The organism is Cryobacterium algoricola, assembly GCF_004402485.1.
GTDB classification, from domain to species: Bacteria; Actinomycetota; Actinomycetes; order Actinomycetales; family Microbacteriaceae; genus Cryobacterium; species Cryobacterium algoricola.
In genome coordinates, this window is record NZ_SOFG01000017.1 from 78,989 (window position 1) to 100,526 (window position 21,538).

A 21,538-nucleotide genomic window follows, 5' to 3' on the forward strand; every position below is an offset into this window, starting at 1 on the left:
CCGCCGGACTGCCGCACAACCGACCGGTCGTTAAAAAAAGGGGGGCGGCACCTATTGGGGGGAACAGGTGCCGCCTCGGCATCACGCTGATTGGGGGGAACCAAACGTGATGCAGGTCAAAACTTTCGTTCGGACGAGTCCAAGTGTATAAGGAAAATCCAGATGCGCAAGTCCCCGGTGTCCTCATAAATGAGGACACGATTCCGTGCCCCCTATCCAGGGGACTCCTCCGGCGATCACGCGGGGTTCTCCGGAAAGAGAGTCGCACCGCAATTCCCCGCAACGTGGGTTCGCGGATCGTCAGGGTATGGTGCTCGGGGGGCTTGTTACGCACCCGGCCGTCATCGCAAAGGAGCGACAAGCTATGAGCGTTCAGATCGACCATCTTCTCAACGAAACCCGCAGGTTCGCACCGACCGCTGACTTCGCGGACCAGGCTATCGGCACATCGAAGCTCTACGCGGATGCCTCGGAAGACCGCCTCCAATTCTGGGCTGATCAGGCCCGTGACTTGCTGCACTGGCACAAGCCGTTCACCAAAGTGCTCGACTGGACCAACCCGCCGTTCGCGAAATGGTTCGAGGACGGGCAGCTCAATGTGGCCTGGAACTGCCTCGACCGGCACGTGCTCGCGGGCCATGGCGACCGGGTCGCGCTCTACTTCGAGGGCGAGCCCGGGGACTCCCGCGCGATCACCTATGCCGAGTTGACGGCCGAGGTGAAGCGGGCTGCGAATGTACTGACAAAGCTCGGTGTGCAAGCCGGGGACCGGGTTGCGATCTACCTGCCGATGATTCCGGAGGCCGTGATCTCGATGCTCGCCGTCGCCAGGATCGGCGCCGTGCACTCGGTCATCTTCGGCGGCTTCAGCGCCGAAAGCCTGCGCTCACGGATCGACGACGCGAACGCCGTGCTCGTGATCACCGCGGACGGCGGCTACCGCAAGGGCCGGGTGACCCCGCTCAAGCCCGCCGTGGACATGGCGCTGACCGGCGTGCCGACGACCGTGCGGAACGTGCTCGTCGTCAAGCGCACCGGCAACGAGGTGGAGTGGACCGACCGCGACCTCTGGTGGCACGACGAGCTCGCGAGCGTCGACGCCGAACACGAGGCAGAGGGTTTCCCCGCCGAGAATCCGCTGTTCATCCTCTACACGTCGGGCACGACCGGCAAGCCCAAGGGCATCCTGCACACGAGCGGCGGGTACCTCACGCAGGTCGCCTTCACCCACAAGAACGTCTTCGACCTGCACCCCGAAACGGATGTCTACTGGTGTACCGCGGACGTCGGCTGGATCACCGGCCACAGCTACGTGACCTACGGCCCGCTCGCCAACGGGGCGACGCAGGTGCTCTTCGAGGGCACCCCGGACACCCCGCACCCGGGCCGCTGGTGGGAGATCGTCGAGAAGTACAAGGTCAGCATCCTCTACACGGCACCCACTGCCATCCGCACGTTCATGAAGCTCGGTCGCCAGATTCCGCAGGGCTTCGACTTGTCGAGCCTGCGGCTGCTCGGCTCGGTCGGCGAACCGATCAACCCCGAGGCGTGGATGTGGTACCGCGAGGTGATCGGCGGCAACGTCGCCCCGGTCGTGGACACCTGGTGGCAGACCGAGACCGGTGCGATCATGATTTCCGCGCTTCCCGGGGTCACCGTCACGAAGCCGGGCGCCGCGCAGGTGCCTATTCCCGGAGTGGCGATCGATGTTCTCGACGAGGCCGGCGTGCACGTCGGGCACGGCAACGGCGGGCTGCTCGTCGTCACCGAGCCCTGGCCGTCGATGCTCCGTGGCATCTGGGGCGACCCCGAGCGGTTCATCGAGACGTACTGGGAGAAGTTCGGCGAGGAGAACCCGCGCTACTTCGCCGGCGACGGCGCCCGCCTCGACGAAGACGGGGACATCTGGCTGCTCGGCCGGGTCGACGACGTGATGAACGTCTCCGGGCACCGGCTCTCGACCGCGGAGATCGAGTCCTCGCTCGTGTCGCACCCGATGACGGCCGAGGCGGCCGTGGTCGGCGCTCACGACGAGACGACCGGCCAGGCCGTCGTCGCGTTCGTGATCATCAAGTACAGCCACCTCGAGGAGAGCTCACACGAGGACATCCAGGCGGTTCTTCGCGCACACGTGACGCAGCAGATCGGTGCGATCGCCCGTCCGCGACAGATCTTCATCGTGAACGAGCTGCCGAAGACCCGCTCGGGCAAGATCATCCGCCGCCTGTTGCAGGACGTCGCAGAGGGCCGTGAAATCGGCGACACGACGACCCTCGCGGACACCTCGGTGATGCAGGTGATCAAGAGCACCCTGCGGTAGCCGCGCGGGCCGGACGAGGGGGCAGTGAGGGTTTTCACAAGCGGCCCCCCTATCGTGGGGACAATGCCTCGACTTCCCTCGTCCGGTCGCCTGGTCGCGCTCGATGCCCTCCGCGGCGTCGCCGCGGGCATTGTGCTCGTGCACCACGTCTCGATGACCGCTCCCGGCATTGCCGCCGCATACCAGTCGACCGTCGGCGTCAACACCGGCTCGGCGGGCTGGTGGTCGACCCTGACCCCGCTCAAGTTCCTCGTCGCCGGCCCCGAGTTCGTGCTGGTCTTCTTCGTGCTGAGCGGCTTCGTGCTCGTGCGCTCACCGCTCGCGAGCCGGGCGGCGAGCCGGGCGGCAAGCCGGGCCGCAAGCCGCGCAAACGGGCTCGCCGCCCGCGGCTACGACTGGGTGGCGTATTACCCGCGTCGCATCATCCGCCTGGCGATTCCCGTCGTCGTCTCCGTGGCCCTCGCCGCCGCGTGGATCCTGCTCGTGCCGCGCGCCGGCATCGACGTCGGCGGTAGCTGGCTTGCCCGGCAGGACAGCCCCGACATCGGCCTCCCGAACCTGCTCGGCGAGGCGAGCGTCATCGGCGGCTCCGGCCGGCCAGATGTCAACCCGCCACTCTGGTCGCTGACCTGGGAAATGTGGTTCTCGCTTCTGCTGCCCATCTGCGTGCTGCTCGCCGTGGCGACCCGCCGGCTGCCCGCGCTCTGGGCCGCTGCCTTCCTCGCCGTGAGTGCGACCGGGTACGTCACGGGCATCGAACCGCTGATGTACCTGCCCGCGTTCGGCCTCGGTGCCCTGCTCGCCGCGAACTACGAGTCGCTGCGCACCTGGGCGGCCGGCGTCGCCGCACGACGCGGCGGCACCGCTCTCTGGATCGGGCTCACCGCCCTCGGGCCGGCCCTGCTCGTGTCGCACTGGCTGCTGCGCCCGCAACTGAGCGGGCTCTGGGGTGACCTCACGCTCGCGCTGCGGGTGCCCGGCGCCGTGCTCGTCGTCGCGGTGGTCGCGCTCTGGCCTCCGCTGCAGCGCCCGCTGTCCGCCCGGCCGCTGGTCTGGCTCGGCCGGGTGAGTTTCAGCCTCTACCTCGTGCACTTCCCGGTCGTCGTCGCCTTCGGCACGATGTTCGGCCCTGGCCGCTGGTGGCTCGGCGCGCTCGTGTCGGTGCCGCTCAGCCTCGCGCTCGCGCAGCTGATGTACCTGTGGGTCGAGCTGCCCTCGCAACGCCTCGCGAACTGGACGGGCCGGTGGGCGAGTGCGAAGGCCGGGGCACTGCGACGAAGCGGCGGCGGCGGCGGGCAAGCGGATGTCGCGGCATCCGCTGCGGCCCCGGCCCGCGCGCCCGAAGACGAGCGCGCGAAGGCCTAGGCGAAGGAGACGACGAGCTCCACCTCGACGGGCGAGTCGAGCGGCAGCACCGCGACCCCGACCGCCGAACGGGCGTGCACGCCGCGGTCGCCGAAGATCTCGCCGAGCACCTGCGACGCCCCATTGACGACGCCGGGCTGGCCGGTGAAGTCGGGGGCGGATGCGACGAAACCGGTGACCTTGACGACCTGCGTGATGCGGTCGAGCGACCCGATCACATCCTTGATCGCCGCGAGGGCGTTGAGCGCGCACAGGCGGGCATACTCCTGGGCGTCCGCTGCGGGAACGAGACCGTGGCCGTCGCCGACCTTGCCGGTCTCCGGCAGGACGCCGGACACCATCGGCAGCTGGCCGGAGGTGAAGACGAGGTTGCCGGAGACGACGGCGGGAACGTAGGACGCAACCGGGGGAACCACGCTCGGCAGTTCGATTCCCAGTTCGGCGAGACGCGCATCAATCATCGACATGTTCAGGCCTCCTTCACAACGGGGCGCTTGAGGTAGGCGACGAGGCCACCCTCCGGCCCTGGCACGACCTGGACGAGCTCCCAGCCGTCCGATCCCCAGCTGTTCAGGATGGCGGCGGTGTTGTGGATCATCAGCGGGGTGGTGAGGTACTCCCAGGCAGGCATAAGACTCCGATTCAGGCGGTTTTTCAGATTTGTCCCTTACGCTCAATTGTATGTCTGCCAAAAATCGAACGGTCAGCGGCTCCCTGGGCGGTCTCCTGGGTTTCGTTGGAATGAGTGCAATCGTCGGTGTTCTCGTGACGGCTGCGGTGACTCCCGCTCTCGCTCTGTCGGGCATGGCTGCGACGAACACGATCAACGTCTTCGAGAACCTGCCCGACTATCTGAAGATCGACCAGCTCTCGCAGAAGAGCAACATCTACGCGACCCGCTCCGACGGATCCGAGGCTCTTCTGGCGTCGTTCTACGACCAGAACCGGGTCGAGGTCGGGTCCGACGCGATCAACCAGTTCGTCAAGGACGCCGCGACCTCCGGTGAAGACCCCCGGTTCTACGACCACGGCGGCGTCGACCTGCAGGGCACCGTCGGCGGACTCGTCTCCACTCTCGCCGGCGGCGGCACCCGCGGTGGCTCCTCGATCACGCAGCAGTATGTGAAGAACGTCCTCGTGCAGAAGTGCGAAGTGCTGACGGATGCGCAGAAGAAGTCGGACTGCTATGACGCAGCGACCGCAACCACACCCGACCGCAAGCTCAAGGAGATGCGGCTCGCGATCGGCGTGGAGAAGAAGTATGCGAAGGACGACATCCTCCGCTCGTACCTGAACATCACCGGTTTCGGCGGCACCGTTTACGGCATCGAATCCGCCGCGGAGTACTACTTCGGCGCGACCGCGCTCACGCTGACGCTCCCGCAGGCGGCGAGCCTCGTCGCGATCGTGAATAACCCGGTCAAGTTCCAGCTCGACCAGCCGGACAGCGTGACCAACGGCGCCGCGAACGGCTACGCCGCGAACAAGGACCGCCGCGACTACATCCTCGATGAGATGCTCAAGTACGGCAAGATCAACCAGGCCGACCACGACGCCGCGATCGCCGCCCCGATCGAGCCGAGCATCCACGAGCCCTCGACCGGCTGCCAGACCGCAGCCGGCAGTGCGTTCTTCTGCGACCTCGTTGTGAACATCCTGCAGACCAACACGACCTTCGGAGCGGATGAGGCCACGCGCCTCGCGAACTTCCGTCGCGGCGGCTACAACGTGTACACGACCCTCGACCTCGACCTCCAGAACGCCGCCGAGACCACGATGAAGGCCAACGTTCCCGACACCTACCCCGGCTGGGACGTGGGTGGCGTGATCGTCTCCGTCGGCGTCGGCACCGGCAAGGTGCTCGCGATGACGCAGAACAAGGACTACAGCCAGGACCCGGCCGTGCAGGCCACCGGCGCAAACTACACCAGCATCAACTACAACACCAACGTCGACCAGGGCGGCTCGCACGGCTTCCAGCCGGGATCGACGTACAAGGTCTTCACGCTCGCCGAATGGCTCACCGAAGGACACTCGCTCAACGAACGGGTCGACTCGCGGCGCAAAACCGACTGGGGCGTGTTCCGGGACAGCTGCCTCGGCAACCAGAGCTTCGTCTTCAACCCGAAGAACGACTCCGGCGAGGCCGGCGCCAACTACAGCGCCCTCGAGTCCACGATCAACTCGATCAACACCGGCTACATCGGCATGGCCAAGAAACTCGACCTGTGCGGCATCCGCAAGACCGCAGAGGCCTTCGGTGTGACCCGAGCCGACGGTGACCCCCTGCAGGAGGGTGCCTCCGCGGTGCTCGGCACCAACGAGGTCGCTCCTCTCAGCATGGCGGTCGCCTTCGCCGGCATCGCCAACAAGGGCACCACCTGCAGCCCCATCGTGATCGACCACATCACCGGCACGGACGGAGCCGCGATCCCGGTGCCCGCGAGTACGTGCACCCAGTCCGTCGATCCGGCCGTCGCAGCGGGCATGACGACCGCAATGCAACAGGTTATGACCAAGGGAACGGCGACCGCATCGAACGCGGCCACGAGCCCGAAGGTGCCGATGATCGGTAAGACCGGAACCACCGACGGCAACAAGGACACCTGGATGAGCGGTGCGACGACCAAGGTCGCCACTGTCGTCGGCGTGATGAGCGTCACCGGAGACCGCGACCAGCGCACTACCCGGTTCGACAGCGGTCGGGCGGCGGACGCCCGGCACCGGATGTGGCCCGTCGTGATGAGCGTCGCCAACGCCAAGTACGGCGGAGACGCCTTCCCGGTCGCGTCCGGCGCGATCGTCAACGCCGTGCAGGTCCCGATCCCCGACCTCCGCGGCAAGAGCATCGCCGAAGCCCAGACCACACTCGAGGCCGCCGGATTCGTGTTCATCAACGGCGGGATAACCGACTCCGAGCTCCCGGCGGGCACGGTCGCGAAGACGGACCCGGCCGGCGGGACCAGCACCAACCGTGGTTCGACCGTGACGGTGTCCACGAGCAACGCCGCGCTGATCGTGGTCCCCGACGTCGTCGGCAAGAGCGAGGCCGAGGCGAGAACGACGCTCGGCAACTTCGCGGTGGTCAAGAGTGAGGCCGCCGTGACTGACCCGACCCAGGTGGGCAAGGTCGTCGCGATGACCCCGCTCGCCGGCGCCGGCGCCAAGCCAGGTGACACCGTGACGATCGCGATCGGAAAGCTCGCCGGTCCGCCGAAGGCGGGCGGATGAGCGCCCTCGGCACCGGGGCCAAGGCCCTCCTCGTCGGCACGGGCGCGCTAGCCGCGACCGGTGCCGGCGCGTTCGCCTGGGGGTCTCTGCTCGAACGCCGGATGTTCACCCTGCGTGAGGCATCCGTGCCCGTGCTCGCCCCCGGTTCGGCACCGATTCGCGTGCTGCACATCTCCGACCTGCACCTCGCCCCCTGGCAGAAGGACAAGCAGGAGTGGGTGCGCGGCCTCGCCGCGCTGAAGCCCGACCTCGTCGTCGACACCGGCGACAACCTCGGGCACGCGGATGCCTTCGACGCCCTCGCGTACACGCTCGAGCCGTTCGCGGGCATCCCCGGGATCTTCGTCAACGGTTCCAACGATTTCTGGGGCCCGCAGCTGAAGAACCCGTTCCGGTACTTCGGCGGACCGTCGCTGCTCAAGGCCGCCCCGCAGAACCGGCTCGACACCGACCGGCTGCACGGGATCTTCGCGAACCTCGGCTGGAACGACATCAACAACGCCGCGGAGTCCCTCGACATCAACGGCACCCACCTCGAGGTCTTCGGCGTGGACGACCCGCACATCGGACGCGACCGCCTCGACCTGATCACCCGGGCCGTGGACGACCTCCGCGGCGAGGACCCGCTCGGCGACGAGACCTGGCCGGACTCTGCGGAGCACCGCAAGCCGCGGCCGACGGTCACGATCGGCGTCGCGCACGCGCCATACCGCCGGGTGCTCACCTCGTTCGTGAACCACGGCGCGCAACTGATCCTCGCGGGACACACCCACGGCGGCCAGGTCTGCGTGCCCGGGTTCGGCGCTCTCGTCACGAACTGCGACATTCCCCGGTCACAGGTCAAGGGGCTCAGCCTCTGGGGATCCGGGCTCCGCAGCGCGTACCTCAACGTCTCGGCCGGCCTCGGCACCTCGATCTACGCCCCGGTGCGCTTCGCCTGCCCGCCCGAGGCGACCCTGCTGACCCTCACCGCCTCCGCGTAGCCGGCCGCGCCCGCGGGATCCGTTCGGAGGGTGCACCGAGCATCCGTGCGCATGGGGTTATACTTGACAAGGCTTACGGGCCATCGGGGTATGGCGCAGCTTGGTAGCGCGCGTCGTTCGGGACGACGAGGTCGCAGGTTCAAATCCTGTTACCCCGACAGCAAGACACAGAAACGAAAAACCCCCACTCGCGAGAGTGGGGGTTTTCTGCTGTGCGCACGGTAGGCATCCGCCGGGAAATCCGCATCACCCCTGGCCTTGACTCGCAAGACTACTCATGCGAGAGTAAGCGCATGTCCTCGATCCGTCTGTTCATTCTCGGCTCCCTCGCCGAGCGCGGGCCGATGCACGGGCACCAGCTGCGGCTGCTCGCCGAGGAGGAGCACGTGCACATGTGGACGGACATCTCCGTCGGCGCGGTGTACGGCGCGATCAAGCGGCTCGCGACCGAGGGGCTGATCCACGTGGCCCGCGTCGAACGCGAGGGCCGCTACCCCGAGCGGCAGGTCTACGAGATCTCGGATGCCGGGCGCCGGGACCTCGCGACCCTCCGGCTCGACGGGCTGCGCACGATCGTGCTCAAGCCCGACCCCTTCGACCTCGCCATGACCCGGCTCGACCCCGAACTGCTCGACGAACTCCCCCTGATGATCGAGGCACGCCTGCTCTCGCTGCGCGCCCTGCTCACCGATTCCGAGGCCACCACGGCCCACGCCCTGCCCTATCTCACCGCCAGCGAAGCCTTCGTCATGCAGCACAAGGCGGCCCGCCTGCGCGCCGAAATCGCCTGGCACGAACACCTCGTCACCGTCCTCCCCGACATCGTCGCGGACGAACTAGCCCGAAAGGCCGACTGACCATGTCAGACACCAACGCTCCCGCCACCACTGGCGGCACCGCCGGCGGTCCCGCCGGCGCCGGCACGCCCGGCACGCCCGGCACCCGACCGCCGGTCGTGATCCCCCGCCACGCCTGGCAGGCCCTGATCGTGCTGCTCGCCGGCATGTTCATGGCCCTGCTCGACACCACGATCGTGAACGTCGCCCTGCCGACCATCCGGGAGAGCCTGAACGCCTCCGAGGCGACGCTGTCCTGGATCATCTCCGGGTACGCGCTCGCCTTCGGCCTCGCGCTCATCCCCGCCGGGCGCCTCGGCGACCGGATCGGCCACAAGTGGGTCTTCTTCACCGGACTCGCGCTCTTCACCCTCGCGAGCCTCGCCTGCGGCCTCGCGCAGAACGACCTGCAGATGATCATCGCCCGCGTCGTGCAGGGCCTCGCCGGCGGCATCTTCGTGCCCGCCGTCACGGCCGTGATCCAGCTCGTCTTCCCGCCGCAGGCGCGGGGCAAGGCCTTCGCGATCATGGGCTCGGTCATCGGCGTCTCGACCGCACTCGGCCCGATCCTCGGCGGACTGATCATCCAGGCCTTCGGCGACGAGAACGGCTGGCGACTGGTGTTCTGGGTCAACCTCCCGATCGGCATCGTGGCCCTCGTCGCCGCCGTGTTCATGCTCCCCTCCGGCGCCGAGCGCGACCCGAACAAGGCGAGCTCCGGCATCGACTTCGTCGGACTCGTGCTGCTCTCCGGCGGCCTCGTCGCCCTGCTCGTGCCGCTCATCGAGGGCCAGGACCAGGGCTGGCCGCTCTGGACGTACCTCACCCTCGCGCTCGGCGCGGTGCTGCTCGTCGCGTTCGGCGCCTGGGAAGTCGCCTACACCCGTCGCGGCAGGAGCCCGCTCGTGCCGCCGCACCTGTTCTCGCACCCCGCGTTCTCCGGTGGCGTCGTGCTCGCCCTCGTCTACTTCGCGGCGTTCACGAGCATCTTCTTCACCATCTCGATCCTGTGGCAGGCCGGCCTCGGCCACACCGCACTCGAGTCCGGGCTCGTCTCCATCCCGTTCGCGATCGGCAACATCGTCGGCGCCTCGCAGAGCAACCGGCTGGCGCAGCGGCTCGGCCGTACGGTGCTCGTGATCGGCGTGACCCTCGTGACGATCGGCCTGATCTGGATCTACCTGGCGCTGCTCCTGATCGGGCCGTCGATCACTAACTGGGAGCTGCTGCCGCCGCTGCTCATCGCGGGACTCGGCAGCGGGTTCTTCATCGCCCCGAACGCGCAGTTCATCGTCGCGACGGTCGACCGTGCGGAGGCCGGCGCCGCGAGCGGTGTCGTCGGCGTGATGCAGCGGGTCGGTGCGGCTACCGGCATCGCCGTGATCGGCAGCGTGCTCTTCGGCAACCTCGTCGTCACCGGGCCGGGGAAGGACGCGCTCGCGTCCGCATTCACGAGTGCTGCGACGGATGCGATGGCCGTCAGCGCCGCGTTCAGCGTGCTGGCGCTGCTGCTCGTCTTCGTGCTGCCCAAGCGGGTCGACGCGCGCTTCTAGAGCGGCGGCATCCGCCCGTCGCCAGGTCTGCGCCGGGACCGTTAGTCGAGAGTGCCCCTTCGTTTCACGCGCGTTCGACGGGCGGATGCGGCGGGTCAGCCGACTCGGGTGAGCTCGGTGAACGACATGGTCGCGTTCGACCCGTTGATGCAGGTTTGGTAGAGCAGGTCGTAGCCGCGCGGGATGGCGTCGGTGCGTTCGGTGTTGGCGTTCAGGATCGCGACGACCGGGCCGACCCGGTAGGTGCCCGACCGCACCCCGGTCAGCGCGATGATCGTGCCGTCCGCCGGAAAGTGCGACCCGCCGCACGACCAGTGCTCGGCGATCACCGCGACTCCGTAGTTGCCGCTGAGGTCGACGGCACCCTGGCAACTGTCGATCTCGGCCTGCCAGCCGCTCGTCCAGACGTACTTCGTGTAGGTGGGTGCGCCCTGCGCGGCGGCGGATGCTGCCGCTTCCGCCTCCGCAGCGGCCTGCGCGGCCGCGGCGACCCGTGCCTCCTCGGCAGCAACGGCCGCGGCCTCGGCGAGCCTCGCCTCCTCCGCAACCCGGGCGACCTCGGCAACCCGGGCGGCTTCCGCGACCCGCGCTGCCTCCGCGACGCGGGCGACCTCGGCGATGCGCGCGGCTTCCGCGATCCGATCCGTGTGCGCGGCGGCGGACTGCGTGGCGCCGAACGCGAGCCGGGCGACCGCCCCGGCGAGCCCCTGCGGCGGGGACTGCCACTCGACGAGACCTCGAGAGGCCCCTTTCCGGTCGAGAGTGACCGGTGCAAAGGTCACTCTCGACCGGAACGGTGTCCGCTGCAGATTCGCGTACCGGCCGGAGCTGACAGCGGAGCCGACAGCAGCGCCCGACGCCGACGCGGTGCCGGAGCCGGGCGCGACGGCCGCCGACGCGGAGGCGGAGTCGGGTGCGGGGGCATCCGCTGTCATGCGGGCGGCGGCAAGCGTGGGCGTCGCCGCGACGAGCACGAGGCTCACGGCCCCGGCCACCCGGGCGCACCGGCCGACCGCTCGGCGGAACCACGATCGGTGGTGTGGCGCGTCCATAGCAACCTGCCCGTGCCGCCCCGGTTCGGGTGGGGACGGCCCAGTCAGTAAATCCCGGTCAGCGGGACGTGACTACCCCTCAGTTTCTTCCCCGAACAGGGGTATTATGCCGCGCTGGCGGCGCCGGACCCGGTGCTGAGGTGTCGCAGATCGACCTTCGCAGGCCCGGGGAACCTCGATCTGCGACACCTCACGCACCCGCGTTATGCCGCGGCGGGCTCCGCAGGGTCGGCGCGCAGGGCGGCCACGATCTCGAGCGAGCGGATGCGCCCGGCCAGTGTCGCGGACTGCGCGCTGAGCATGAGCTCGTCGGCCCCGGTGGCGGTGAGGAGCGCGCTGAGCCGCGCATCCACCTCGGCGGGTGTGCCCACGGCCTGGCGGCGGTTCCGGGAGGCCACGAACGCGAGGTCATGCTCGGTGAACCGGTAGGCGAGCGCCTCCTCGAGCGACACCGGCGCGGGTTTCTTGCCCTGGCGCATCCGCAGGAAGGTGATCAGCCCGGGCAAGGCCTCCCGGCGCACGACCTCCGGGTCGTCGTCGCTGATCAGCCCGACCGCGATCATCGTGTGCGGGGCGGCCAGGAACGCGCTCGGCTCGAAATGTGCCCGGTACAGGTCGAGGGCCTCCTCGGTATGCTCGCCGGCGAAGTGGTGCGCGAACGTGAACGGCAGCCCGAGCGCCCCGGCGAGCTGCGCGCTGAACCCGCTCGAGCCGAGCAGCCACATCTCGGGTGCGTCGCCGAGCCCCGGGTAGGCGGTGATGTCGCGCAGGGGATTGTCTGCGGCCATGCCCCCGTGGAAGAACCCGATCAGGTCGACGAGCTGCTGCGGGAAGTCGTCGACGCCGAGCCCCTCGGCGCTCCGCCGCAGGGCGAGCGCGGTCGCGCCGTCGGTGCCGGGCGCGCGCCCGATCCCCAGGTCGATCCGGTCGCCGTAGAGGGCGTGCAGGGTGCCGAACTGCTCGGCCACGACGAGCGGGGCATGGTTGGGCAGCATCACGCCGCCGGACCCCACCCGGATCCGCGTCGTCCGCGCCGCGATCCCGGATATCAGCACGGGCGGCGCGCTCGAGGCGATCGCCGGCATGTTGTGGTGTTCGGCCACCCAGAACCGGTCGTAGCCGAGGTCCTCCGCACGTTGCGCCAGGCGGATGCTGCCGGCCACCGCCTCCGCGTTGGTGCCGCCCGCGGGGCGGCCGGCCAGGTCGAGCACGCTAATCGGCAAAGTCTTCATCGCCTGTTCCAACCTCGTTCGACCATGCCTGATTCCCGCTTTCCGGCCTTCCACGGAGCATAACTCCTGCACATTTCCGAAAAACCCCGCACTGGGCACGTTTTCGACCCGTTCGGCAGAATCTGCAGGAGTTATGCCATTCCTGAGAATCTCTCTAAAACCGGTGGGATCCGCCGTGAATTGGATACAGTAAATCACGCACTGCAACACGATAGGCCCGGCTATGAACCATTTAAGTGACCACACCCTCAGGGATGCCGGAACCACGTCGACCAACGCGGAGGGCGAACGCGCCGACCAGGACCCCGTCCCCTCTCATGCGTTCCGGGCCATGGCCTTGCTCGATGTACGCGGACTCACCGTGACCACTACCCGCCAGGTCACACCCGACCGCACTGAAATGCCCCGTGTCACAGAGGTGTCCCGCGTCGCCCTCACCCTCATGCAGGGCGAGTCGCTCGCCCTCGTCGGCGAGGCAGGCAGCGGCATGACCGCGACGGCCCTCGCTATCGCCGGCCTGCTTCCCCTGGACAAAACCGTGACGAACGGGTCGATCCTGTTCAACGGCCAGGAGCTCGTCGGCCTGAAACGCCGCGCCCAGGCCCGGCTCCTCGGCGCCAACATTGGATACCTCCCACCCGACCTGCTGGGGTCTCTCGACCCCACCCGCACCATCCTCAGCCAGCTCGCAACCCCGCTCCGGCGACGTCTCGGGCTCGATCGCCCCGCCGCCCGCGAGCGCGCCCTGAAGGCCCTCGCGCGGGTCGGCCTCGACAATTCCGACGTCGTCGCCCTCTCCTACCCGGGCGACCTCTCCCCCGTCGTCGTGCAGCGGGTCGCGGTCGCCGCGGCGCTGTCCTTCGACCCCGAGCTCCTGATCGCCACGATCCCCGCCGACCCCGCACACGCACGCCCCCTCGCCGACCTGCTCCGCCTCGTGCGGGCCCTGCAGAGCAAGCACCAGTTCGCGCTCATCCTCGTCACCGACGACGTCGGCATCGCCGCAGAGTGCTGCGAACGCATAGCCGTGCTCCAGGCCGGGCGCATCGTCGAACAGGGCGCGGTCGACGAGCTGTTCGCGTACCCGCAGCATCCGCATACCCAGCGGATGCTCGACGCCCGCCAGCCATACGGCTTCGGCCCCGAAGACCTCGCCGCCAGGACAGGGGCCGACGTGCTGGAGGTCGTCGCGCTGCACTCCATGGGCGCCTCGGCGTACTACCACGACGCCGGCGCCCTCGCCGGCTAGCGTCGGCGCGTCAGCGGGTACCCAGCGACACCATCCGGCACCGGACGAATTCGACGGACTTTTTGCGTTCTGAACCGGTTTGAGCGCCGTCCCACGTGTCGAGAATCGAAAAACTCCGTCGAATTGGTTCGCTGTCGCGCGGATTCCAGCGGGCGACCAGCCGGGAGGCATACAGTGGACGGATCGATGGTGACGTGGTCCACAACCCGACGCCGTCGGACCGGTCGCTCACCCGCTCTGTTCCCCGGGAGGTGCTGTGGTGTTCGACACGATCACTGACCGGCAGGGACCGCCCGTCCCCACACCGGCCGGGCACCGGCATCCGCTGCTGCGCCGCTGGGTGATCGCCCTCGCCGTCGTCTACGTGGTCGCCCTCGCCCTGATCGCGTTCTGGCCGGTCCCGGTCGACCGCAACATCGACGGCCCGCTGCTGCAGCTCATCGACTGGCTGCACCGGCACGGCGCCCCCGGCTGGTTCCGCTACAGCACCGTCGAGTTCGGCGCGAACATCGTGCTCTTCATCCCGGTCGGGGTGTTCATCGTGGTGCTCTCCGGCGCCCGGCGCTGGTGGTGGGCCGTGCTCGTCGGATTCGCCGCGAGCTGCACGATCGAGCTCGGCCAGCTGCTCTTCCTTTCCAGCCGTTTCGCGACCCTCAACGACGTCATCGCCAACACGACCGGCGCCGTCGTCGGCGCCCTCCTCGGCGTCCTGCTGCTGATCCTCGCCGAGATCGCCCGCCCGCGCGGCTCAGCCGCGCGAGCCGCTAACCCGCACTAGCGCTGAGCGCCGTTTTCCGCCCAACGCCCGAGCGTCCCGCTGCGCAAATGAATGATGGCGAACTTCGGGCGCAACCTCCCGGTTAGTCCGCCGCACCCGACAAGATACAACGCCTGAAGGAAGAAATCGCGAGTCTAGATTCCCAAGTTCAGGTTGTCGACCGCATCCTTCGCTCCTTGCCGCGCAACGTGGTCGAGAAGTCGTCTGACCTCATCAATGGGCGGGTAGACGGAGTCGTAGGTAATCGGTTGAGGGAGATGTGCGAGTCTCTCCCTAAGTTTGCTTTTCCATTTTCGATTGATGCGCAGCGACCAGCCATAGGCGCTCCAGCTGCTTGCATTCCGTGGCCTCAGGCCGACTGCTGGAAAGTTGATCGTGAGCGTGCAGACCCTTCGAAAGTCACTCGCAGCTAGTGTCTTGCCATGGCCGACATCTGATGACTTCTTCTTCCAATAGACGGGGTAGTCGCCCCCGCTGGAGTAAAGTCCGCCCACGAGGAATGTTCCCTGCTGTGCGCGCATGCGCGCATCAAGGGGTGTCATCGGGAGGTGCCACACCTTTGTCGACCAGTTTCTTCGATCTGAAGTCCTGCCGATCCAATCCGTCCACGGAAGGCGTGTTCCGGCGGCTTCTGGTGCTGGAAGTTCATCATCATCGTTCCGAACGGTGAAGAGGAACACTCGGCCGTCCTCAGAATCATTCTTTTCGCACGCGAAATAGAGAGAAACCAGCGGCGAAGCGGACACGTCGAGAAGCCGAGTCGGCGAGGAATGGTGCTGAAGGAGGCCGAGAGTCTCCAGGTTTGAGAGTCCAAGCCCAATTCCATTGACGCGTGCAGCCTCGAGTACCCGGATCTCCGCCTCTGCAAGAACAGACTCGGCACGGTACTTCTGCTGCGCGGTCGAAGCTTCTTGAACCTTTTCGATCTCTTGCTGCGCAACGCGATAGAGACTCGAATTCACTCCATGTACCGCTCGGCTCTGACCTCTGAAAAGCAGAGTGCCTTCATCGAGATTGAAGCCGGCGAGCCGCTCTTCGTTTGTAAAGAAGTCCCAGATATCGTCAACTGATTTGAAGCCGTCATGGAGGTTGAGCCTGCGCTCGTCCAAGAAATCCTCAACTGAGAAGGCATCTTCGGCATTGTCGTGCGACAATCCGCTGATCTCGGCGTTATACATAGTCAAAATCTATCGCCTGATCAGCCACCTGAATGCCCTGGCGGCGGGCACGACTCCCGGCGAGTCCGGCGCCCACTAGCTAGAGGGTTCGCTCACCAGCCGCCGACCGCATCGTCACGACTACGACTACGACTACGACTACGACCTACGGCACCGGCGCCACGGTCTGCATGGTCTGGTACTCCGGCTCGAAGGTATCGAGGGTGTCCGTCTGGAACGCGTGCTGCACCACCGACAGCTTCGCCAGGTCGAGGTGCACGATCGACTGCCCGTCGCTCGTCACCCCGATGCCCTTCGTCGGCGCCGTGAAGAAGGTGAAGTCCGTCGAGCGGATGCTGGCCAGCGACCCCGCCAGAACGGTCAGGTAGTCCACGTTGAGGCCTTCGTCCACGGCAACGAACGGGCGCACCGCAGACAACAGGGCGGACACCTTGCCGGGGTCGGTCAGCGTCTCCCGCTGCATCGCCTTGGTGAGCGTGGCCCGCATCACGAGCTGCTGGTTGCGCACCCGCTGGAAGTCCCCGTCGGGGAACGCGCGCCACTCGCGCGCAAAGGCAAGAGTCTCGTCGCCGGTGAGGTGTTGCATCCCGGACGGGTAGTAGTGGTCACTCGCCGACGACTGGAACCCGACCGGGTTCAGGATATCCACCCCGCCGAGCGTGTCGGTGAGCCCCTTGTACCCGGCGTAGTCGACGAGTGCGACGTGGTCGATGCGGGTTCCGATGAGTCCCTCGATCGTCTGCACGGCGAGCGGCACGCCGCCATAGGAGAGCGCCGCATTGATCTTGTCCGAGCCGAACCCCGGCAGGTCGAGCCAGCTGTCGCGCAGAATCGACATCACGTAGACGTGGTGCCGGTCCGCCGGAATGTGTACAACCATGATGGTGTCGGAGCGCTGTTTGCTGATGTTCACGAGCGAACCGTTGACTTGATCCCAGGTGTCCGAGCCCAACAGCAGGATGTTCTGCGCCCCGGCGGCGAGCCCGGTCGAGACCGGCGGTCGGGCGGCCTCCGCCGGAAACGGGTCGGACAGGGTGGGGAGTTTGAGGTCGAAGAACCGCCCGACGATGGAGCTGATGCTCGCAACTCCTGCCGCAGCCGCGAGCATCAGGACGATCACAATGGAGGTGACCCGCCACACCCCCGACGGCTGGCGCACGGCCGCCTCCGTCACGATTCTCGATTCGGGTTCGACACGGTGGGCCTCCAGCAGTCGCAGTACACAAGCAAGACAGGGACAGTGCAAGGAACGGTGCGGTTCAGGTGCAAACAATATAGCCCGGGCGGCAACCCCCTGTCCCGGCCCCGAACGCCCGAAAAACCCCCGTAAACGGGGGACGACACGCCGTCTATCACCGCGTAATGACGCCGTAACCTTTCTTCAATAACCTGAGTGTCATGACCACGAAGATAACCAAAGCCGTCATCCCCGCCGCCGGGCTGGGTACGCGCTTCCTGCCTGCGACCAAGGCCATGCCCAAGGAGATGCTCCCGGTCGTCGACAAGCCCGCGATCCAGTACGTCGTGGAGGAAGCCGTCGCCGCCGGCCTCACCGACGTGCTCATGATCACGGGCCGCAACAAGAACGCGCTCGAGAACCACTTCGACCGCATGACCGAGCTCGAGGACCTGCTCGAGAAGAAGGGCGACCAGGACCGCCTCGCCAAGGTGCGTTTCGCCACCGGACTCGCCGACGTGCACTACGTGCGCCAGGGCGACCCGCTCGGTCTCGGCCACGCCGTATTGCGTGCAAAGATGCACATCGGCCACGAGCCCTTCGCCGTGCTTCTGGGCGACGACATCATCGACGACCGCGATGTGCTGCTGTCCAAGATGCTCACCGAGCAGACCAAACGCAACGCCACGATCATCGCCTTGATGGAGGTCGAGCCCGAGGCCATCCACCTCTACGGTTGCGCCGCCGTCGAGACCACGGACGACCCCGACGTGGTGAAGGTGACCGGCCTGGTCGAGAAGCCTTCCGCAGCGGATGCCCCGTCGAACCTGGCCATCATCGGTCGCTACGTGCTCCGCCCCGAGATCTTCGAGGTGCTGCAGAACACCAAGCCCGGCAAGGGCAACGAGATCCAGCTCACCGACGCCTTGCAGGTGATGGCGGTCAACCCGCAGTTCACCGGCGGCGTGTACGGCGTCATCTTCCGCGGTCGCCGCTACGACACCGGCGACCGGCTCGACTACATCAAGGCCATCGTGCAGCTCGCCGTCGACCGTCCCGACCTCGGCCCGGACCTCCGCGTGTGGCTACAGGAGTTCGCCGCGACCCTCGAGTGACGCGAAGGGGTTCCCGCAACCTCTTTCACGGGTGCACAAGAACGAATTCATTCCATCGACATTGCGGTTTGTTATCGTTCAGCGGGTTCATAGCTCCTCGACAGTAGTCTGGCCAGAGATTCGCTGAAGCAACGATTCCGTTAACACCGCCGATCGTCCCAAGAGGATTCAGAATGTCGTCATCGCTCCCCGAAACGCAGCCTCCCGACCCCGACTCCGTCCGTTCTGCACGGCAGATCGACCTAAACTCGATCCACCCGCTCCTTCTCGAGAAATTCGGCACGCCGAAAGCGCTGCCGAAGGCGATTTCGGTCTACTTTCCCGAGCACGGCTGGGATCACTCTATGAAACGTGAGGTCCTCAACCTGGGACTCGTCCGCAACCTCCGTTCCAACGGAGCCACGCTCGTCGTCGCGAAGTGGAGGAGGATCGAGCGCCAGTTCACTCTCACCGCGCTCGATTTCCCGGTCGGCTAGTGCCGCCCTTGTCGAATCAGACGGAAGCGGCCGCGAGCTTGGGGATGAGCGTCTCCAGGAACGCGGCCGTGTCTTCCCAACCCTCGACAGCGAAGCACTCGACCCCGAGTGCGAGCACCGGGTAGTCGTTGCCGTCTTCGTCGAGGCGGTCGCCCACGAAGAGCATGTCGTCGAGCGGTACACCGGTCAGCTGGGCAAGCTTCTTCATGCCGTAGGCCTTGTCGATGCCCTGTCGGGTGATGTCGACCGAGGTGGAACCCCCAGAGCGCACCTCGAGGTCGGGAAGAAGCGCCTGCACGGCCTCACGCAGTGTATTCTTCTTGCTCCCTGTCGGATCCCAGGCGACCTTGGACGCGACCGGTGCGACCTGACCGAGCGCCGAGAACGTGATCTGCGAGCCGCGGTCCTCCAGAATCGGACCCCAGGTGTCGCTTTCCCAATAACCGAGTTCTCGGGCCGTGGTCTCCACGGCCACGAGCGCACGCGACTTCTGGTCGTCGGTGAGGTACTCCGCGTAGATCTGAGTCCAGTCGCCGCCCTGATGCAGGTAGTACTGCGTGCCGCACGTGGGCATCAGGTGCAGTCGGGCGAGTGCCGCATCATCGACGTCGATGAGGTTGTCGATGAGCTGCATGTGGAACTGACCGATCTGGCCACCGGAGATGACACACACCTCGGCGACACCGAGCAGGCGCACCATCAAGTCGGCCATCCGCGGGTCGATCGGGGACTTGGACGCCGCAAGGGTGTCATCCAGGTCGAAGGCGACCAGGCGGGGAAGAGTCGTCATGAGTGTGCTGTGTTCCTTACTGAAACGTTCGGCAGTCGTACGGGACCGGTTATGGACGCCCCAGACCATGGTACGTCCACCCGGAAGACCGCCACGCGGCCGGGTCGAACGAGTTTCGCCCGTCAATGACGATCTTGTTCTTCACCAGGTTGCCAACCCAGTCCGGGTCGAGGTGCCGGAATTCGGGCCACTCGGTCACGAGCACCACGGCGTCCGCGCCGCGCAGAGTCTCCTCCAGATCGGTGGCGTACGTCAGCTGCGGATGACGGGCCCGTGCGTTCTCAATGGCCTGCGGGTCAGTCGCGACAACCTTCGCGCCAAGACCATGCAGTTGCACCGCGACGTCGAGCGCCGGGGAGTCGCGCACATCGTCCGAGTGCGGTTTGAAGCTGAGCCCCAGTACGGCTACTTTCGCGTTGTACGCGCTGCCGCCGAGCGCCGATACGGTGAGGTCGATCGCGCGCTGACGACGCCGCAGATTGATCGAATCGACTTCCTTGAGAAAAGCGACCGATTCACCGCGACCCAGCTCTTCGGCTCGGGCCGTGAAGGCGCGGATGTCCTTGGGTAGGCAGCCGCCGCCGAATCCAACGCCGGCGCCCAGGAAACGTCGTCCGATGCGGCTGTCGTAGCCGATCGCATCGGCGAGCTGGGTCACATCGGCACCGGTCACCTCGGCGATTTCGGCCATGGCGTTGATGAAGCTGATTTTGGTGGCAAGGAACGCATTGGCCGCGACCTTGACGAGTTCGGCCGTGGCGAAGTCGGTGATCACGAGCGGAGTCCCCGCGGCAAGTGCGGCGGAATAGATCTCGTTGAGCAGAGCAGTAGCGTGTTCGCCCAGGTCACCGGCGGCGACACCGTAAACGAGGCGATCGGGGCTGATGGTGTCTTTCACGGCGAAGCCCTCACGGAGGAACTCCGGGTTCCACGCGAGCGTCGCCCCGGTTCCGGATGCCTCCACAATGCCAGCGAGGCGGCTCGCGGTCCCGACCGGGACGGTGCTCTTGCCCACGACGAGGTCACCCTCGCTCAGGTGCGGAAGGAGCGCCTGGACTGCGGCGTCGACGTACGTGAGGTCCGCCGCGTAACTGCCGGGCTTCTGCGGGGTTCCAACGGCCACAAAGTGCACCCGGGACCCGGCAACCTCGGAAATATCCGTGCTAAACCGGAGCCGGCCCGTGGCCATCGCCGAGGTCAGGATCTCCGGAAGTCCGGGTTCGAAGAACGGGGGGAGCCCGACGGCGAGTTGCGCGATCTTCTTCGCGTCGACGTCGATGCCGACCACCTCGTGCCCGAGTTCGACCATCGCCGCCGCGTGCACGGCACCCAGGTAGCCACAACCAATGACGGATATCTTCATGCGCGCAGCTCCATAGAGAAAAGCCTAGCGGCGTAGAAACGCGAGGCTCGGATAGGCCGCAGGCTTCGCGAGAGAAAAACCACCCGTCTCCCTCCGAAGAAAGGCCCCGGACAACGTCCGGGGCCTTCCCAATGGGTCACTTCGTGGCCATCGAATTCACACCACCTCGGACGACGTTGCCCCGGTCAGCGCTGCGCGGCGAGACGACTACGGCGTACGAAGCGCAGCACAACGACGAGCGCCACACCAAGGAGCAGAGCGCCTGCGGCAGCCCAGAGAAGGAGAAGAGGCGTGGTGTAGCCGGTGTTGGCCAGGCCAGTTCCCGTGTTCGTCGCGGTGGACGCCGAGTCAACGGCCGTAACCGTGATGGATGCGGCACCGACGGTGCCGGACGTGAGACCGGTCGCAGTCAGCGTATAGGTGCCGGTCGCGTCCGACGGCAAGGTGACGGCGACCTTGACCGCTCCAGTGGCTGAGGTGCTCTTGACCAGAGTGGCCGTTGCGGCCTTGACGATAGAGAGGGTCGCGAGCCCGGATCCCGTGCAGGAGAAGGAAACGTCTTCGCCGGGAGTGAAAGAACCGTCGGTGAACTCAACGTCGACGGTGTCCCCGGGCTCGGTGGTTCCCGAGACGAGGACGTGATCGTCGGCAACGTAGCCCGCAGCGTTCGCTGCGGCCGGTACTGCGAAGATGGCGAGGACTGCGAGTGCAATCACCGCGAGGGTCTTTTTTACCATGATGCATTCCCTGCCCTGGATCAGATGTACGTCGCCGACACTGGCTGACCTCGGCTGAGGCTACCCCCACTTTAGGGTACATTCCCAGCGGATTTCCAGTTGT

The 21,538-nt window shown here is 66.9% G+C and carries 19 protein-coding genes and 1 tRNA gene; 11 read left to right on the top strand and 9 right to left on the bottom strand.

The window, feature by feature from the left end:
• Positions 1–364 precede the first annotated feature (364 nt).
• On the top strand, positions 365–2,320 hold the full coding sequence (acs, locus tag E3O44_RS13455; protein ID WP_134535284.1) for an acetate--CoA ligase: 1,956 nt from the start codon (positions 365–367) through the stop codon (positions 2,318–2,320).
• 63 nt (positions 2,321–2,383) lie between these two features.
• Complete coding sequence (locus E3O44_RS13460) at positions 2,384–3,685, top strand: acyltransferase family protein (protein ID WP_134535285.1); 1,302 nt, start codon at positions 2,384–2,386, stop codon at positions 3,683–3,685.
• Here the strand turns inward: E3O44_RS13460 and E3O44_RS13465 are convergent.
• Both E3O44_RS13465 and E3O44_RS19250 read right to left on the bottom strand, forming a co-directional pair.
• Positions 3,682–4,152: a RidA family protein gene (locus E3O44_RS13465; protein ID WP_134535286.1), complete on the bottom strand. Its 471-nt coding sequence runs from the start codon at positions 4,150–4,152 to the stop codon at positions 3,682–3,684. The two genes, E3O44_RS13460 and E3O44_RS13465, sit on opposite strands and share 4 nt — an antisense overlap.
• 2 nt (positions 4,153–4,154) lie before the next feature.
• Positions 4,155–4,316, bottom strand: coding sequence for a Sp36 family protein (locus tag E3O44_RS19250; protein WP_166787392.1), 162 nt, complete (start codon positions 4,314–4,316; stop codon positions 4,155–4,157).
• Positions 4,317–4,426: 110 nt separating this feature from the next.
• On the opposite strand from E3O44_RS19250, the gene E3O44_RS13470 reads away from it, so the two are divergent.
• From E3O44_RS13470 to E3O44_RS13490, 5 genes are all read left to right on the top strand, one after another.
• Complete coding sequence (locus E3O44_RS13470; protein WP_241976325.1) at positions 4,427–6,916, top strand: transglycosylase domain-containing protein; 2,490 nt, start codon at positions 4,427–4,429, stop codon at positions 6,914–6,916.
• Positions 6,913–7,899 (top strand): metallophosphoesterase, encoded by a 987-nt coding sequence (locus tag E3O44_RS13475; RefSeq protein WP_134535288.1) that lies wholly within the window; start codon positions 6,913–6,915, stop codon positions 7,897–7,899. Before E3O44_RS13470 ends, E3O44_RS13475 begins: the two co-directional genes overlap by 4 nt.
• Before the next feature lie 84 nt (positions 7,900–7,983).
• Positions 7,984–8,057 (top strand) — tRNA-Pro (locus E3O44_RS13480).
• A 135-nt stretch (positions 8,058–8,192) separates the two neighbouring features.
• Positions 8,193–8,756, top strand: a complete 564-nt coding sequence (locus E3O44_RS13485; RefSeq protein ID WP_134535289.1) for a PadR family transcriptional regulator — start codon at positions 8,193–8,195, stop codon at positions 8,754–8,756.
• Between the two features lie 2 nt (positions 8,757–8,758).
• On the top strand, positions 8,759–10,288 hold the full coding sequence (locus tag E3O44_RS13490) for a DHA2 family efflux MFS transporter permease subunit (protein WP_134535290.1): 1,530 nt from the start codon (positions 8,759–8,761) through the stop codon (positions 10,286–10,288).
• A gap of 95 nt (positions 10,289–10,383) precedes the next feature.
• On the opposite strand, the gene E3O44_RS13495 is transcribed toward E3O44_RS13490, so the two are convergent.
• Entirely contained in the window at positions 10,384–11,340 is a 957-nt protein-coding gene (locus E3O44_RS13495; protein ID WP_134535291.1) for a hypothetical protein, read from the bottom strand.
• 203 nt (positions 11,341–11,543) lie between these two features.
• Positions 11,544–12,572 (bottom strand): LLM class flavin-dependent oxidoreductase, encoded by a 1,029-nt coding sequence (locus E3O44_RS13500; protein WP_134535292.1) that lies wholly within the window; start codon positions 12,570–12,572, stop codon positions 11,544–11,546.
• 223 nt (positions 12,573–12,795) lie between these two features.
• On the opposite strand from E3O44_RS13500, the gene E3O44_RS13505 reads away from it, so the two are divergent.
• Together E3O44_RS13505 and E3O44_RS13510 are read left to right on the top strand one after the other, a co-directional pair.
• On the top strand, positions 12,796–13,821 hold the full coding sequence (locus E3O44_RS13505) for an ATP-binding cassette domain-containing protein (RefSeq protein WP_134535293.1): 1,026 nt from the start codon (positions 12,796–12,798) through the stop codon (positions 13,819–13,821).
• A 259-nt stretch (positions 13,822–14,080) separates the two neighbouring features.
• Entirely contained in the window at positions 14,081–14,599 is a 519-nt protein-coding gene (locus E3O44_RS13510; protein WP_166792659.1) for a VanZ family protein, read from the top strand.
• A gap of 134 nt (positions 14,600–14,733) precedes the next feature.
• Here the strand turns inward: E3O44_RS13510 and E3O44_RS13515 are convergent, their stop codons facing one another.
• Positions 14,734–15,777 (bottom strand): FRG domain-containing protein, encoded by a 1,044-nt coding sequence (locus E3O44_RS13515; protein ID WP_134535295.1) that lies wholly within the window; start codon positions 15,775–15,777, stop codon positions 14,734–14,736.
• 145 nt (positions 15,778–15,922) lie between these two features.
• The gene (locus E3O44_RS13520) at positions 15,923–16,936 is read right to left on the bottom strand and encodes an LCP family protein (RefSeq protein ID WP_134535296.1); all 1,014 of its coding nucleotides are present in this window, start codon (positions 16,934–16,936) and stop codon (positions 15,923–15,925) included.
• A 239-nt stretch (positions 16,937–17,175) separates the two neighbouring features.
• Between E3O44_RS13520 and galU the strand changes: the two genes are divergently transcribed.
• A complete protein-coding gene (galU, locus tag E3O44_RS13525; RefSeq protein ID WP_134535297.1) occupies positions 17,176–18,069 on the top strand; it encodes a UTP--glucose-1-phosphate uridylyltransferase GalU in 894 nt (297 codons plus the stop codon).
• A gap of 173 nt (positions 18,070–18,242) precedes the next feature.
• Entirely contained in the window at positions 18,243–18,545 is a 303-nt protein-coding gene (locus E3O44_RS13530; protein ID WP_134535298.1) for a hypothetical protein, read from the top strand.
• Between the two features lie 16 nt (positions 18,546–18,561).
• Here the strand turns inward: E3O44_RS13530 and E3O44_RS13535 are convergent, their stop codons facing one another.
• From E3O44_RS13535 to E3O44_RS13545, 3 genes are all read right to left on the bottom strand, one after another.
• Entirely contained in the window at positions 18,562–19,335 is a 774-nt protein-coding gene (locus tag E3O44_RS13535; protein ID WP_134535299.1) for an HAD-IIB family hydrolase, read from the bottom strand.
• A 49-nt stretch (positions 19,336–19,384) separates the two neighbouring features.
• Complete coding sequence (locus E3O44_RS13540) at positions 19,385–20,698, bottom strand: UDP-glucose dehydrogenase family protein (RefSeq protein WP_134535300.1); 1,314 nt, start codon at positions 20,696–20,698, stop codon at positions 19,385–19,387.
• Positions 20,699–20,883: 185 nt separating this feature from the next.
• Positions 20,884–21,435, bottom strand: a complete 552-nt coding sequence (locus E3O44_RS13545; RefSeq protein ID WP_134535301.1) for a hypothetical protein — start codon at positions 21,433–21,435, stop codon at positions 20,884–20,886.
• Positions 21,436–21,538: the final 103 nt, after the last annotated feature.

Excerpts from the sequence above, each read along its gene's own strand:
- E3O44_RS13515 (WP_134535295.1), bottom strand. The coding sequence starts at position 15,777 with ATGTATAACGCCGAGATCAGCGGATTGTCGCACGACAATGCCGAAGAT.
- E3O44_RS13545 (WP_134535301.1), bottom strand. The coding sequence starts at position 21,435 with ATGGTAAAAAAGACCCTCGCGGTGATTGCACTCGCAGTCCTCGCCATC.
- E3O44_RS13500 (WP_134535292.1), bottom strand. The coding sequence starts at position 12,572 with ATGAAGACTTTGCCGATTAGCGTGCTCGACCTGGCCGGCCGCCCCGCG.
- E3O44_RS13505 (WP_134535293.1), top strand. The coding sequence starts at position 12,796 with ATGAACCATTTAAGTGACCACACCCTCAGGGATGCCGGAACCACGTCG.
- E3O44_RS13465 (WP_134535286.1), bottom strand. The coding sequence starts at position 4,152 with ATGTCGATGATTGATGCGCGTCTCGCCGAACTGGGAATCGAACTGCCG.
- E3O44_RS13535 (WP_134535299.1), bottom strand. The coding sequence starts at position 19,335 with ATGACGACTCTTCCCCGCCTGGTCGCCTTCGACCTGGATGACACCCTT.
- acs (WP_134535284.1), top strand. The coding sequence starts at position 365 with ATGAGCGTTCAGATCGACCATCTTCTCAACGAAACCCGCAGGTTCGCA.
- E3O44_RS13495 (WP_134535291.1), bottom strand. The coding sequence starts at position 11,340 with ATGGACGCGCCACACCACCGATCGTGGTTCCGCCGAGCGGTCGGCCGG.
- E3O44_RS13460 (WP_134535285.1), top strand. The coding sequence starts at position 2,384 with ATGCCTCGACTTCCCTCGTCCGGTCGCCTGGTCGCGCTCGATGCCCTC.
- E3O44_RS13475 (WP_134535288.1), top strand. The coding sequence starts at position 6,913 with ATGAGCGCCCTCGGCACCGGGGCCAAGGCCCTCCTCGTCGGCACGGGC.
- E3O44_RS13540 (WP_134535300.1), bottom strand. The coding sequence starts at position 20,698 with ATGAAGATATCCGTCATTGGTTGTGGCTACCTGGGTGCCGTGCACGCG.
- E3O44_RS13490 (WP_134535290.1), top strand. The coding sequence starts at position 8,759 with ATGTCAGACACCAACGCTCCCGCCACCACTGGCGGCACCGCCGGCGGT.
- galU (WP_134535297.1), top strand. The coding sequence starts at position 17,176 with ATGACCACGAAGATAACCAAAGCCGTCATCCCCGCCGCCGGGCTGGGT.
- E3O44_RS13470 (WP_241976325.1), top strand. The coding sequence starts at position 4,427 with ATGAGTGCAATCGTCGGTGTTCTCGTGACGGCTGCGGTGACTCCCGCT.
- E3O44_RS13530 (WP_134535298.1), top strand. The coding sequence starts at position 18,243 with ATGTCGTCATCGCTCCCCGAAACGCAGCCTCCCGACCCCGACTCCGTC.
- E3O44_RS13485 (WP_134535289.1), top strand. The coding sequence starts at position 8,193 with ATGTCCTCGATCCGTCTGTTCATTCTCGGCTCCCTCGCCGAGCGCGGG.
- E3O44_RS19250 (WP_166787392.1), bottom strand. The coding sequence starts at position 4,316 with ATGCCTGCCTGGGAGTACCTCACCACCCCGCTGATGATCCACAACACC.